The organism is Photobacterium sp. (assembly GCF_033720175.1).
Lineage (GTDB): Bacteria > Pseudomonadota > Gammaproteobacteria > Enterobacterales > Vibrionaceae > Photobacterium.
The window spans coordinates 40,009-53,715 of sequence record NZ_JAWWDA010000015.1 but is presented as its reverse complement, the minus strand read 5'-3'; the positions used below and the strand labels follow the sequence as shown (position 1 = coordinate 53,715).

The window sequence follows — 13,707 nt, the reverse complement described above, 5'->3', positions numbered from 1 at the left end:
AAGCTAGAAGCTTTGTACTTGGTACGAGAAGCTCGATACTCAGTTACACGCACAAAATAATAATGACAAGGTGCATAAACACGAATGAAAACCTCGCTCCAGCTTAAGCTAGGCCAACAATTGGCAATGACGCCACAATTGCAGCAAGCCATCCGTTTGCTGCAGTTATCTAGCTTGGATCTTCAGCAAGAGATCCAGGAAGCCTTAGACGGAAATCCATTGCTGGAACTCGAGGAAAGCCCCAATGACATCGAGTCATCAACCGATGACAAAGCCAATGAGTCGACCAATGTCGAGCTTACCGCGTCAGAACAGCTATCATCAGACAGTAATACCGCCTCAGACAATGAGCAAAGCGAACCTGAACCGTTCGACACCTCAGAAGCCATCGAACAACATGAAATGCCCGATGAGCTCCCGGTAGATACCACCTGGGACGACGTCTATAGCGCAGGCACTGGCAGTACCGGCATCGCGATGGATGATGATATGCCGATCTATCAGGGAGAAACGACCGAATCGCTGCAGGATTACCTGATGTGGCAAGTTGGGCTGACACCGTTTAGTGAAACGGATGTCGCCATTGCAACCGCCATTATCGATGCGGTTGATGACAAGGGCTACCTGACTTGTTCTGCGGAAGATATTCAAGAAAGTATGGGCGACGACGAGATTGAACTCGACGAAGTCGAAGCCGTACTAAAACGCATACAACAGTTTGACCCGCTCGGGGTGGCATCTCGCAATTTACAAGAATGCCTGTTGCTCCAGCTCGCGACTTACCCCGGTGATACGCCGTGGCTCGCTGAAGCCAAGATGCTGTTAAAAGATCATATTAACTTGCTCGCAAACCGGGATTATCGGCAATTAATGCGCGATACCAAATTAAAAGAGCCCGATCTCAAGTCAGTCATGCAGCTGATCCATGGCTTAGACCCGCGTCCGGGCAATCGGATCGTACCATCAGAAACCGAATACGTGATCCCCGATGTGTCGGTGTTTAAAGATCATGGAAAATGGATCGTTACCATCAACCCCGATAGCGTGCCACGCATTCGTGTTAACCAGCAATACGCCGCCCTGAGCAAGAGCACGCGGAACAGTGCTGACAGCCTGTTTATTCGTACCCATTTACAAGACGCTAAATGGCTGATCAAAAGCTTAGAAAGCCGTAACGAAACCCTGCTAAAAGTTGCCCGCTGTATTGTTGAACACCAGCAAGACTTCTTTGACTACGGCGAAGAATCGATGAAACCGATGGTGCTTAATGATATTGCGCTTGCCGTCGAGATGCATGAATCCACGATTTCGCGTGTCACAACCCAGAAATACATGCATACTCCGCGCGGTATATTTGAATTGAAATACTTCTTCTCAAGTCACGTTAGTACGGATAACGGTGGTGAATGCTCATCAACCGCAATCCGCGCACTAGTGAAGAAACTGGTTGCTACTGAAAATCAAGCTAAGCCACTAAGTGATAGCAAGATTGCTACGTTATTGGCGGAACAGGGGATCATGGTTGCAAGGCGAACAATTGCCAAGTATCGTGAGTCTCTAGCCATTCCGCCATCTAATCAGCGAAAACGTCTGATTTAGTCAGATGCCAACAGAAGGAAGATGTCTATGCAAATCAATCTCACTGGGCACCATGTTGAAATTACCCAATCACTTCGTGATTACGTCACCACTAAGTTCGACAAACTAGAACGCTTTTTCGATAAAATTAATAATGTTCATGTGATTTTGAACGTAGATAAATTACAACAAGGGGCAGAAGCGACCTTGCACATTAATAATGGTGAAATTCACGCCAGAGCGGATTCTGAAAATATGTATGCCGCTATCGACGCATTGACGGATAAACTCGTACGTCAATTAAACAAACACAAAAATAAACTCAATAGTCATTAACCATGCACCTGAGTACCGTATTAAGCCTGGACTGCACGAAAAGTGCAGTCCACTGCTCCAGCAAAAAACGCGCCCTTGAAATTATCAGCGAGATTGCGGCTGAACACTTGGATCAAAATCCGCACCCCCTATTTGAATGCATGCTGAATCGCGAGAAAATGGGCAGTACTGGAATTGGCAATGGTATTGCGATCCCCCATGGGCGGATCAATAACAGTGACCAGGCCGTCGCGATACTGATCCAGTGCCAGGATCCGATCCAGTTCGATGCGATCGATAACCAGCCTGTTGATCTGCTTTTTGCCCTCCTTGTCCCTGATTCACAATGCCAGGAGCACTTGAAAACCTTGTCCTGTATGGCTGAAAAGCTCAGCAATAAGCAGGTTTGTAAGCAATTACGAACGGCCAAAAGTGACGAAGAGCTTTATCAAATAATGACCCATGAGTCATAATATTGTAAGTCGCCCCCCAGTCTTTGAGGTATGTCTGCCATGATGTTAATGGTCGTAAGTGGTCGTTCCGGCTCCGGCAAATCAGTCGCTCTGCGCGTACTGGAAGATCTCGGCTACTACTGCGTAGATAATCTGCCGGTTAACCTGTTACCGCAATTTATTCGCACCGTCGAAAATTACCAGCAGGATATTGCGGTCAGCATTGACGTCCGTAACATGCCAACAGCGCCGGGGGAGATCCAGAAAACCCTGGATTCGCTCAGTGATCAGATCGACGTCAACGTAATTTTCCTCGATGCCGATGACAAAGAACTGGTCAAACGCTATAGCGAAACTCGTCGCCTGCACCCGCTTTCGAAGCAAAACATGAGCTTAGAACAAGCTATTCAATCAGAAAGCACGATTATGGCCGAGCTTAAAGAACATGCGGACCTGGTGATTGATACCACCAACAAATCCATTCATGATCTGAGTGAAACGGTACGATCAAGAGTACTTGGCCGTGATTCTCGGGAGCTGATCCTGGTATTTGAATCTTTCGGATTTAAGCATGGGTTACCCACAGATGCTGATTATGTGTTTGACGTCCGCTTCCTGCCTAATCCGCATTGGGTTCCCGAACTCAAACCACAGACGGGGCTGGATCAAAGCGTCAAAGACTATCTGGCCGGCCATACCGAAGTGACCCAGCTGATCTATCAAATCCGTAATTTTATTGAAACCTGGCTACCGCTGCTGGAAAAGAACAACCGCAGCTATGTCACGGTCGCTATCGGGTGTACCGGCGGCCAGCATCGCTCTGTCTATGTCGCCCAGCAACTGGCCGATCATTTCCAGCATAGCGGCCAGCAAGTACAAATCCGCCATCGTACGTTAGAAGAGAAGTCATGACATTCCTGAGCCGTGAGCTGTTTATCAAAAACCGGTTAGGACTACATGCCAGAGCGGCAATCAAACTGGTAGAACTCGCACAGAGTTTTGAATCCACCGTGACTATCAGTAACGACGAGAAAAATGCAACAGCTGATAGTGTCATGGGGCTATTAATGCTGGAGTCTGCGCAGGGACATCAGGTGAGAGTCAGTGCCAAAGGTAATGACGCCCAAAAGGCATTGGATGCCGTGACCGCATTGATTGAAGCGGGATTTGATGAAGAAAACTAATTGGTTCATAGAAAACCCATTACTTATATGACCAATTAAGCGCACGCTCATGGCGCTGGTATAATTGATTAATTTACAAAAACACCAATAACATGCGGTGATTATGGCAGAAATGCTGTCGATCTTCGGCCATAACCCGACGTCCTCCTCACCGTTCCCCTTCCGCTCTCTGTTATTCCAATTGAGACAATTATCCCGATTGGTATTAAATATGCCTTTCCTGTCAGATCTGGCGGGACAACCACCTTACTATTACGTTAAAATTCCTCAGTTAAAGTTTCTGCGTTAAATTTGCGCCATCAAACCACAAGGTCCCATGCCTATGGCGGATGTCTTAGAACAAGATCAGACCCATCAAACGCTACAAGAAGTCAACAAGGCCCTGGAAAATGGGATGTTTGTCCATGTACGCCGTATGCTTCAGGAAATGGAGCCGGAGGACATTGCACACCTGCTGGAAGCCTCTCCACCAAAAGAGCGCCAGGTATTATGGCAGCTCACCGATCCGGAAGAGCAAGGTGAGATCCTTGATGAGCTTTCTGAAGATGTAAAAGACGGCATCGTCTCGCGAATGGATCCAGAGAAACTGGCGGCCGTTACCGAGGGGATGGAAAGTGATGATGTCGCCTACGTTCTGCGTAGCCTGCCTGATGAACGGTATCAGGAAGTATTGGCGCAGATGGATGCCACCGATCGCCATCGGATTGAAAAAGCCCTCGCCTACCCGGAAGAAACAGCCGGTGGGATAATGAGTACCGACTTCATCACAATCCGTGCTGATGTCACCGCCGACGTGGTATTGCGTTACCTGCGTATGAGAGGTGAATTGCCTGAAGCCACCGATGCCCTTTACGTGGTCGATCAGAATGAACTGTTAATTGGCCACCTTTCACTGGCGGCTCTCATTACCGCCCAACCGGATATCAAAATCCATGACGTGATGGAGGATGCCGATGAGGCGATCCCGGTCGATATGGATGACGGTGAAATCGCCAGCCTGTTTGAACGACGCAATTGGCTATCAGCCCCGGTTGTGGATACCAATAACCACCTGGTTGGTCGTATCACCATTGATGACGTCGTCGATATTATTCGTGAAGATGCCGAGCACTCAATGATGAGTATGGCGGGCCTGGATGATGATGAAGATACCTTTGCCCCGGTCATGAAGTCAGCCCGGCGCCGGAGTATCTGGCTCGGGGTGAATGTTCTGGCCGCGCTGGCTGCCGCCTCTGTCTCAAACCTGTTTGAAGAGACGTTAGATCAAATGGCAGCCATTGCGATTTTAATGACCATTGTGCCATCAATGGGCGGAGTGGCCGGAAACCAAACCGTCGCTCTGGTTATTCGCGGCTTAGCCGTCGGTCACATCGGCGAGTCGAATACCCGCTGGCTGCTCAGTAAAGAAGCGCGGGTGGGTCTGATTAACGGCCTGTTATGGGCATTTATTATTGGTGGGGTTGTTGTCGTCTGGAAGGGAAACCTGATTCTCGGCGTTATCATTGCCGGCGCCATGCTGACCAACCTGTTAGTGGCAGGTATTGCCGGTGTTACGATCCCGGTTATGCTCAAGAAGTTTAATATCGATCCGGCACTGGCTGGCGGTATGGCCCTGACAACCATTACCGATATCGTCGGCTTATCGGTCTTCCTCGGATTAGCGACGATATTTTTGATCTAAAGGTGTGAGTTATTCGTTTCGAGTAGCGAGAAATAAAAAAGCGAGAGCCTTGGCTCTCGCTTTTTTATTGTAGAACCGGGACACGACGACCCGCGCAGCTTTTACTCGCCAGCGATTTTCATCGTGTCGAGCAGGATTGATCCGGTCAGGATCTGACTCCGTGTTTCGGTATCAGTACCAATCGAGACGATATTTTTCATCATATCTTTAAGGTTACCGGCAATCGTAATTTCACTGACCGGATATTGAATTTCGCCATTTTCAACCCAGAAACCAGCGGCACCACGGGAATAATCGCCATTAACGATATTGACCCCCTGCCCCATCAGCTCTGTCACCAGCAGCCCGCGATCCATTTGCTTCAGCATCTGGGCAAAACTTTCACCCGTCGATTTCACCAGCCAGTTATGGATACCACCGGCATGACCGGTTGGCTGACGGCCCATTTTACGTGCCGCATAGCTGGTCATCAGGTAGGTTTGCAACACGCCGTCTTTGATAATTTCCAGATCGCGTGTCGCCAACCCTTCGCTGTCAAATGGCGTACTGGCCATTCCACGCAAAATATGTGGTCGCTCACTGATATTCAGCCAGTCAGGGAAAATCTGCTCACCCAGCGTATCTACCAGGAAAGACGACTTGCGGTACAAGTTTGCACCGCTGATCCCCATGACCAGATGGCCAAACAGGCCTGTCGCAATATCTGCGGCAAACATGATGGGAGCTTCACGGGTTGACAGTTTCTGCGCATCCACACGGCCAACGGTACGCTCGGCAGCATGCCGGCCGACACGTTCCGGCGTCCAGAGATCAGAGGCAACGCGTGAGGTGGTGTAGCTGTAGTCACGCTCCATCTCACCGTTTTTGCCTTCCGCAATCACACAGCAGCTGGTACTGTGGCGACTGGATGCATAGCTGGCTAACATGCCATGGCTGTTACCATAAACACGCACGCCATAATGGCTATCATAGCTTGCACCATCGCTCTGTTTAATCCGAGGGTCAAAATCCAGCGCCGCTTGCTCTGCGGCAATGGCAATTGAAGCAGCATGATCCGGCTCGGGCTCATCGGGATGGAACAGATCTAAATCCGGAATATCTTTCGCCATCAGCTCTGCAGGTGCAGGGCCCGCAAAAGGATCTTCAGACGTATAGTGGGCAATATCCAATGCCGCTGCGACGGTTTGCGCAATGGCCTGCTCACTGAGATCAGATGTCGAGGCACTGCCTTTGCGCTGGCCGCGATAGACGGTAATACCCAGTGCGCCATCGCTATTAAATTCCACGTTTTCTACCTCACACATTAAGGTAGAAACACTGATCCCCGTGGTTTTATTAATAGCAACTTCAGCAGCATCCGCTTGTTTGCCTGCGAGTTCTAACGCTCTCGCGACCGCAGCTTCCAGCTCTACGCGCTGCTGTGCGACCTGTTCTCTTACGTCCATACAATCACTTTATCTGGGTTTGATAGTTATAGGATAACATCGCAAGTGAGGAATTTACGCCCAAAATCGTTATTAAACTGATAAAATAGATTGATTAGCATTTTTAGTGAGCCTGTTATGAGCCGTAAAAACAAAAAAGCCCCATGGGAAGCGGAAGAAGAGATCATCTGGGTAAGTAAATCTGAGATGAAACGTGACATGGATGCGTTACAAAAACTGGGGGAAGAGCTTGTTGCTTTGACACCAAATGGATTAGCAAAAATACCGCTTGATGAAGAATTGCTGGCTTCGATCAAAGACGCGCAACGCTTTAAAAATGAAGCTCGTCGTCGTCAACTTCAATACATCGGCAAAGTAATGCGTTCTATTGATATTGAACCGATTCAGGCGGCACTTGATAAGCTCAATAACAAGCATTCGCAGCAAACTGTAGCACTTAAGAAGCTTGAGCAAAAACGCGATCGGCTAATTGAAAATGGCGACAGCATGATCAATGCCATTATGGTTGATCATCCGGAAGCAGACCGTCAGCACTTACGCCAGCTCATTCGCCAGGCAAACAAAGAGAAAGCTCAGAGTAAGCCACCAAAGGCCTACCGTGAAATCTTCCAGTACCTGAAAGAGCTGTACCTGGAAAACTAAAGGCTGCAATGCACGCTGACGGTCATCGCTATAAAGCAACAACAAAAACGCCAGCAAACTGCCGGCGTTTTTGTCTCAGCTTCAATTGATAAACCTAATCTTATCAACAGTGCAGCTATCCGGCTGGAGCGTTATCTACTCCGTACCGCCAACCGTCATCGCATCAATCTTTAAGGTCGGCTGGCCCACACCCACCGGGATGCTCTGACCCGCTTTGCCACAAACCCCAACGCCCAAGTCAATATTGAGATCGTTACCCACCATCGACACCTGCTGCATCGCGTCAATGCCGTTCCCAATCAAGGTTGCCCCTTTAATTGGCCGGGTCACCTTACCGTTTTCAATCAGGTAAGCTTCAGAGGCAGAGAACACAAATTTACCAGAGGTGATATCAACTTGGCCACCACCAAAGTTAGGCGCGTAAATACCCCGCTTAACACTGGCAATGATTTCTTCCGGCGTGTGCTCTCCCGGCAGCATATAAGTATTCGTCATACGAGGCATCGGCAGGTGGGCATAAGACTCACGACGGCCGTTGCCTGTTGGTGCCACCCCCATCAGGCGGGCATTCAGCTTATCCTGCATATAGCCTTTGAGCTTACCGCCTTCAACCAGTACGTTGTATTGGCCCGGGGTCCCCTCATCATCAATATTGATCGAGCCACGGCGGTTCACTAACGTACCGTCATCAACAATTGTACACAGCGGTGATGTCACCTGCTGTCCCATCTGTCCAGAGAACATGGAAGAGCCCTTGCGGTTAAAGTCACCCTCCAGACCATGGCCAACGGCTTCGTGCAATAACACCCCCGGCCAGCCCGAACCCAATACTACGGGCATCGTACCGGCAGGGGCGGCGTCGGCATCCACATTTACCAGCGCCTGACGAATAGCTTCATCCGCATAACCCAATGCCACTTTCTGGCCATTTTCTTCACTCAGGAAGTGCTCATAACCATAACGGCCACCGCCGCCTGCGCTGCCTCGTTCGCGCCTATCGCCTTTTTCCACCAGCACACTGACAGACAACCGCACTAAGGGCCGGATATCGGCGGCATAGGTGCCGTCAAGAGCCGCCACCAGCACTTCCTCGTAAACACCGTTGATACTGACTGACACTTCCTTTATCAATGGCTCTTTGGCGCGAATATAGCGGTCGATCTCTTCAAGCAACCCGATTTTCTGGAACTTATCAAGGCTGCCAAGTGGATCAACCGGCGCATAAATGCCTGATGGAGTGATAGGGCTAAAAGCCTTAACACTGGCATTACCGCCCTGGCGCACAATGCCCCGCGCGGCTTTGGCACTTTGGGTTAGTGCTAGCTGGTTGATCTGATCTGAATAAGCGAAGCCGGTTTTTTCTCCGGCAACCGCCCGCACCCCAACACCCCGATCGATATTGAATGAGCCGTCCTTGATAATACTGTCTTCCAGTACTAACGATTCATGCCAGCAGGACTGAAAATAGATATCGGCATAGTCAACGTCTCGGGCCGCTATCATTGCTAAGATATTATGAAGCTCTTCGCGCCCTAACCCTGATTGGGCTAGCATGGTCTTTTCTACAGTATTCAGGGTCATTTATTCTGCTCTTTTAATTTATCGCTGGTGCACACTAAAACGTGCATGCTGATCCAACGGCATATTGGTTCGGATTGTCTGATTCAGACCTAAATCGATATCAGCAGTCAGCACCCCTGTACCTTGCTGCTGACAGGCCACAATTTGCCCCCAGGGATCGATTATCATCGAATGCCCCCAGGTTTCCCGGCCTTCATTGTGTTCGCCCCACTGTGCTGCCGCAATAACCCAGCACTGGGTTTCCACCGCCCGCGCGCGCAATAGCACGTCCCAGTGGGCTTTCCCGGTCACTTTCGTAAATGCCGCTGGTATCACAATGATATCGGCTCCTTGCTCTCTCAAAGCGGTATATAACTGAGGGAAACGCACATCATAACAGATCGACAAGCCAATATTGCCAAAGGGAGTGGAGACAACTTTTACTTCATCGCCGGCCTTGAAGGTATCGGATTCGCGATAGCTGTGGTGCTGATCTGCCACTTCTACATCAAACATATGGAGTTTGTTGTAATGCGCCTGACACTGTCCCTGATCATCAAACAGCAACGTGGTGGCCGTCATGGCGCCATCCGGTTGGCGGATCGGCATCGATCCGATTAGCAACCAGATCCCCAGCTGCTTCGCCATTGCTGCCAGTTCAGTTTGTAACGGCCCCTCACCCAGCCGTTCTGCATGGCGCTGATAATCCTGTTGCGAGCCAAACACCAGGGTATTTTCCGGCGTTAAGACTAACCGTGCTCCTTGCAATTGCAGCCCTTTAAGCTTTTTCTTAAGCTTATGAAGGTTAACCTCAGGATCAGAACCTGAATTCATCTGTACTACACCGACTTTTGCCATGACCTACTCCCTGAGCCAATCTCTTCGATTTTCGTTAGTTCTTATTTTTTGAAGGTATTAATGCCTTCTGTTATTCCGCACTGGGGTTACTTTGCCTCAACAGAATCAGACAGCGTGTACTCACCTTTAAATCGTGAACGCTCAGTAACCGTTGGCGATTCAATCGGTCCTTTCACGATATAGTTGATCTGGGTAAAGACGTCCACCACCGGTGACAGTGCCGTTGAAATGGCAAACACAAGAACCGCGGTTTGCGGGGCTACCGCAAAAGCCGTTAACACCGGAATACCCGATGTGAAATCAGGGGTGAATTTCACCCGTGCATCGACGGTCTCATTGACAAGATTAGCAGTTCCCTGGATAAACATATCCCCTGCCAAGGTCTCCATCTCGATGTTATCACTTTTAAAAATACCCTTGGTGATTTTGCCGGAACCTTTGATGTAGTTAAAAGCTAATCCGCCATCAAATATTCCGCTGAAATCTAACTGCATCTTACGCAAAATCGAATCAATACTGAATAAGCCCAGTAAGCGACCGGCACCTCCCACCTCGCTGATGATCCCTTTCCCGGTTTCGCTCTTCAACTCACCGGTTAAGGTTTCCCGATGTATTGCCCAGGGAGCACCCTGCCACTGGATAGAGGCATAACTGCTGAATGAGGCATCCTGGATCCCTCCGGATATACCGAACCGCCCCATCAGATCAGAGCTATTTTCACCTTCAATATCAAAGGCTATTTGGGTTTCATTCTGAACGCCGTCTAATGTCCAGTGGCCATCAAGATTGAGTGCCGTTGTTCCTGAATTCACTTCCAGGTTCTGTAACACTAAAGTATTCACGTCCCGATACAGCTTTCCTGACACTTTTCCTAGCCGGTACCCTTGCAACCAGGCGTCCTGGATTTTCAGCTCAATGTCCGGCATATGAGCCATCATGCTACGATCAAAATCCGTCGCAGGCGGCACATCCAGCTGCGGCACATATTTCTGCCGGGTCTGCTGGGGATCCACCGGCTGCAAAGCATCGATATTCAGGTGCATTTTCTCCAACGCGACATTGATCGGTCCACCTTGTGGCCAGAACGCCTCGCCAGTCAGTTCACGGCTGCCAAGAATAAAGTGCCATTGCTGCTGCTTGTTTCTTACCGCCAGCGAAACATCATTCCAATCTAAGGAGGCCAGTGAGAGTTTTTTGATCTGCGCATTAATTCGGGTCGGTATCGGCAGTTCCGGGAAGCTACTGACTTCGCCTTTTTTCGCCGCTTCTTGTTCGCTGCCTCTCACCTCATTCACAACATCGATCCACTTATCGCCATCAAACTGATCGCTGTCAATGCGGATTCCATGCCCTTTTACTGGCTGCTTACGGATCTTACCTTTACCGATATTCAGCAAACTGCTCTCAATAACCAACCGCTCTGGTTGTAAGTTAATCTGAGCCTGGTAATTGGCATCCGGTAAAATAATGCTTCCCGCCAGTAACTCAGCATTACCCGAGGCATTAACCGTCGCAAACGGCGTCGATGATGAAGATGACGGGTGTCGCAACGGATAAGGCAGCTGGCTATTAATCTGCCCGAGCGCCGCGTTCAGCGCAACGTCATAGTTAAAGCCGGTATCATGGAGGCTGACACCCACCGTTGCCTGCCACTCGCTGCGACCAGTTACATGTTTTAATAAGGGATCATTGAGTTGCTGCTGAAGTGGCGCGACCTGCCAGTCACCCGCCAAATCAATATCCACCTGATACCCTGTGTCAACGCTGTTACCGTTGAAGCCGAATGTCACCGGCTGAGCCAGCACCACCCCATTAATCGTCTTCGCATTAATAATATCGTTATCAAAACTCAACTGACCGCTAACCTGATCCAGCTGTATCGGCGGGGTATCTATCGCGATTTGGTTATCAGCGAGACTGGCCTGGCCCCAGGCGCGGACCTCACTGCCGTCGAAGGGGATATCCAACTGAAAACGTGAACTGACCGGTCCGCTCACCTGTACGGTAGTCAACGCCGCCCCAACGGAATCGACCAGCGGGGTCGACATCATATAGTCGCGGACATCTCCGCCTTCGGCTGCAACATCAACCTCTAACGTCAGGTGACCGCCAGCACTCAGCTCTGCCGCCCCCGTCACCCGCGATGCGGTTGCTCCCATGGTTTGAGCATGGCGAGAATCGAGATACATTAGGTCATTTTCAAATAACAGATCAAGTTGCAAATCAGTCAGTAACGGCCAGTGGGTATCAAAACTGAATTTTGCGTTTTCCAGCGGTACATTGGCTTGGAATATCCCCGCATGATTACCATAGGGAAAATCAGCCAGCTCGCCATACCACAACAATTGTGCGTCTTGTGCCTGACCGCCACGAATTGCCGCCGACAGGTAATCCGTCAGATCTCGGCCCAAGGCCAGGGTGGGTAAATAGCGCCAGGTTTCACCGGCATTACTAATAGAGGCCTCGCCATAAAACGATAACCAGGCCGGTTGCTGGGCCGGAAAATCAAGACGGAATTCGCCATTGGCTTTGAGATGCGGAGTCGCCACCTGTAATTTGTCGCTCCATAAGCGCCAGCCTTGCTCATTCACCTGCCAGTAGGCCGTGACTTCACCACTATCAATATTCAGGGGGGCCTGGAATACATTGCCATAGGGCAGGTGGTCATCGTGTAAACTCAGCACGGCTTTGCCAGAGTTCATGTCTCCGGCAATAGTGGCATCCAGCTTATGCACTTCTGGCAACAGTTTCCATTGCCGCATCCCAAACTGTTGCAACTGGGCAGAAAATTGCGGCGATCGCCCCTGCTTGCTTGCGATGCGAAGATCTGACAATGTCCCCGTCGGCTGCAGCGCCTTCAATATCGATGACGCGCTATTGTCTGCCGGAAGAAAACTTAAAAATGGCGTCAGACGTTCCAGCTCAACCGTACTAACGGCAACCTGCCACTCCTCGGGCTGCCACTGGGCGGCAATATCGAATTTAGGCCACAGTGTCTTATCGGTTTGTATTCTCAGCTGATCACTGTCGATGCGCCAGGCTGTTTGGCCTTGTGGCAGAAAGTGCGGAGTCAGTGCAAACAGGCCTTGCTGTACCCTGAACTCATGTGTTTTCTCGCCCGCTTGCCACCGTACATAGCTGTCTTTCAGACTGACCCGACTATTGGTGATCTGACCGTCTGACAGATCCAGCCACATCTCAAAATCAAGATCACTGGCGGTAATATCTGTCACACCAGACAACCTTTTATTCAGCCAGGGAGTCATGGATAGATTCTGGGCCTGGGCATAAATGCTGCCAGACAAGCTCGGCAAATCGCCCTTCTCTGATAAGTTAGCAATCACTTTCAGTTGATTGAAATGGGTACCTGCAATGCTGATAACGCCTTCGGCAAGATGCTTACCTCGAGTGTTTTTCCACTTCAGTTCACTGATATCAATTCGTTTTTTATCACCAGCAGGCGTCCACAGCGTCACTTGTGAATCGGTTAGTGAAAAATTGCCAAGGCGAATGAAAAAAATCTGCTCCAGCCGCCGGGCAATAGAGATATCGGCATCTGAAGGTTTCTTTGCGGCAAGAGAAGAAATGTTGGGGTCAAAACCCGGCAACTGAGTTAAATCGATATCCAGCTGGCGAATACCAATATCTTTGAAAATCGGACGCAGCTGTAATGCCGATCGCCATAAATCAAACTGGAAATCGACCTCGTTGATCGTCGCTAATGGTTCGGCATTGTCGGTCGGTGAAAGTCCGATCCCCTGCAGCAGTATCGACGGGCCAAAGCTGCGCCAATGACCTTCGACATTGTCAATTTTCAGGCTCATACCGGCTTGTTCGGAAGCCCATTGACGGATCGGCTCACGAAATTCATTTAACTGAGGTAGAAAAAGGCGCAGACCACTAATTGCAATAGCGGCCAGTACTAACAGAATCAGTACCAGCCACATTAATCCACGTACCAGACGAACTGGAACTGTTGTCACTCAATAGCC

General features: G+C 49.8%; 11 protein-coding genes. 7 read left to right on the top strand and 4 right to left on the bottom strand.

The features are described 5' to 3' along the window. Nucleotides 1-84: 84 nt before the first annotated feature. The 6 genes from R3289_RS15965 (at nt 85) to mgtE (ending at nt 5,210) form a co-directional block, all read left to right on the top strand. Nucleotides 85-1,599, top strand: a complete 1,515-nt coding sequence (locus R3289_RS15965; RefSeq protein ID WP_318926685.1) for an RNA polymerase factor sigma-54 — start codon at nt 85-87, stop codon at nt 1,597-1,599. A gap of 27 nt (nt 1,600-1,626) precedes the next feature. After that, nucleotides 1,627-1,914 carry a ribosome hibernation promoting factor gene (gene hpf / locus R3289_RS15960; protein WP_107283649.1) on the top strand — a complete coding sequence of 96 codons (288 nt, stop codon included), beginning with the start codon at nt 1,627-1,629 and terminating at the stop codon, nt 1,912-1,914. 2 nt (nt 1,915-1,916) lie between these two features. Next, nucleotides 1,917-2,366: a PTS IIA-like nitrogen regulatory protein PtsN gene (gene ptsN / locus R3289_RS15955; RefSeq protein ID WP_318926684.1), complete on the top strand. Its 450-nt coding sequence runs from the start codon at nt 1,917-1,919 to the stop codon at nt 2,364-2,366. A 39-nt stretch (nt 2,367-2,405) separates the two neighbouring features. Then, on the top strand, nt 2,406-3,257 hold the full coding sequence (gene rapZ, locus R3289_RS15950; protein WP_318926683.1) for an RNase adapter RapZ: 852 nt from the start codon (nt 2,406-2,408) through the stop codon (nt 3,255-3,257). After that, entirely contained in the window at nt 3,254-3,529 is a 276-nt protein-coding gene (locus R3289_RS15945; RefSeq protein WP_318926682.1) for an HPr family phosphocarrier protein, read from the top strand. Before rapZ ends, R3289_RS15945 begins: the two co-directional genes overlap by 4 nt. A 322-nt stretch (nt 3,530-3,851) precedes the next feature. Further along, nucleotides 3,852-5,210, top strand: coding sequence for a magnesium transporter (gene mgtE / locus R3289_RS15940; RefSeq protein ID WP_318926681.1), 1,359 nt, complete (start codon nt 3,852-3,854; stop codon nt 5,208-5,210). A 101-nt stretch (nt 5,211-5,311) separates the two neighbouring features. Here mgtE and pmbA read toward each other — a convergent pair whose 3' ends face one another. Next, nucleotides 5,312-6,655 (bottom strand): metalloprotease PmbA, encoded by a 1,344-nt coding sequence (gene pmbA / locus R3289_RS15935; protein ID WP_318926680.1) that lies wholly within the window; start codon nt 6,653-6,655, stop codon nt 5,312-5,314. A gap of 117 nt (nt 6,656-6,772) precedes the next feature. Here pmbA and yjgA point away from each other — a divergent pair, with 117 nt between their 5' ends. Beyond that, the gene (gene yjgA / locus R3289_RS15930; RefSeq protein WP_318926679.1) at nt 6,773-7,297 is read left to right on the top strand and encodes a ribosome biogenesis factor YjgA; all 525 of its coding nucleotides are present in this window, start codon (nt 6,773-6,775) and stop codon (nt 7,295-7,297) included. A 135-nt stretch (nt 7,298-7,432) separates the two neighbouring features. On the opposite strand, the gene tldD is transcribed toward yjgA, so the two are convergent. The 3 genes from tldD to R3289_RS15915 all read right to left on the bottom strand — a co-directional run bounded on the left by tldD (nt 7,433) and on the right by R3289_RS15915 (nt 13,698). Further along, a complete protein-coding gene (gene tldD / locus R3289_RS15925) occupies nt 7,433-8,878 on the bottom strand; it encodes a metalloprotease TldD (RefSeq protein WP_318926678.1) in 1,446 nt (481 codons plus the stop codon). Nucleotides 8,879-8,896: 18 nt separating this feature from the next. Further along, complete coding sequence (locus R3289_RS15920; protein ID WP_318926677.1) at nt 8,897-9,715, bottom strand: carbon-nitrogen hydrolase family protein; 819 nt, start codon at nt 9,713-9,715, stop codon at nt 8,897-8,899. A gap of 86 nt (nt 9,716-9,801) precedes the next feature. Continuing rightward, nucleotides 9,802-13,698, bottom strand: a complete 3,897-nt coding sequence (locus tag R3289_RS15915) for a YhdP family protein (protein ID WP_318926676.1) — start codon at nt 13,696-13,698, stop codon at nt 9,802-9,804. Between the last annotated feature and the right edge of the window lie 9 nt (nt 13,699-13,707).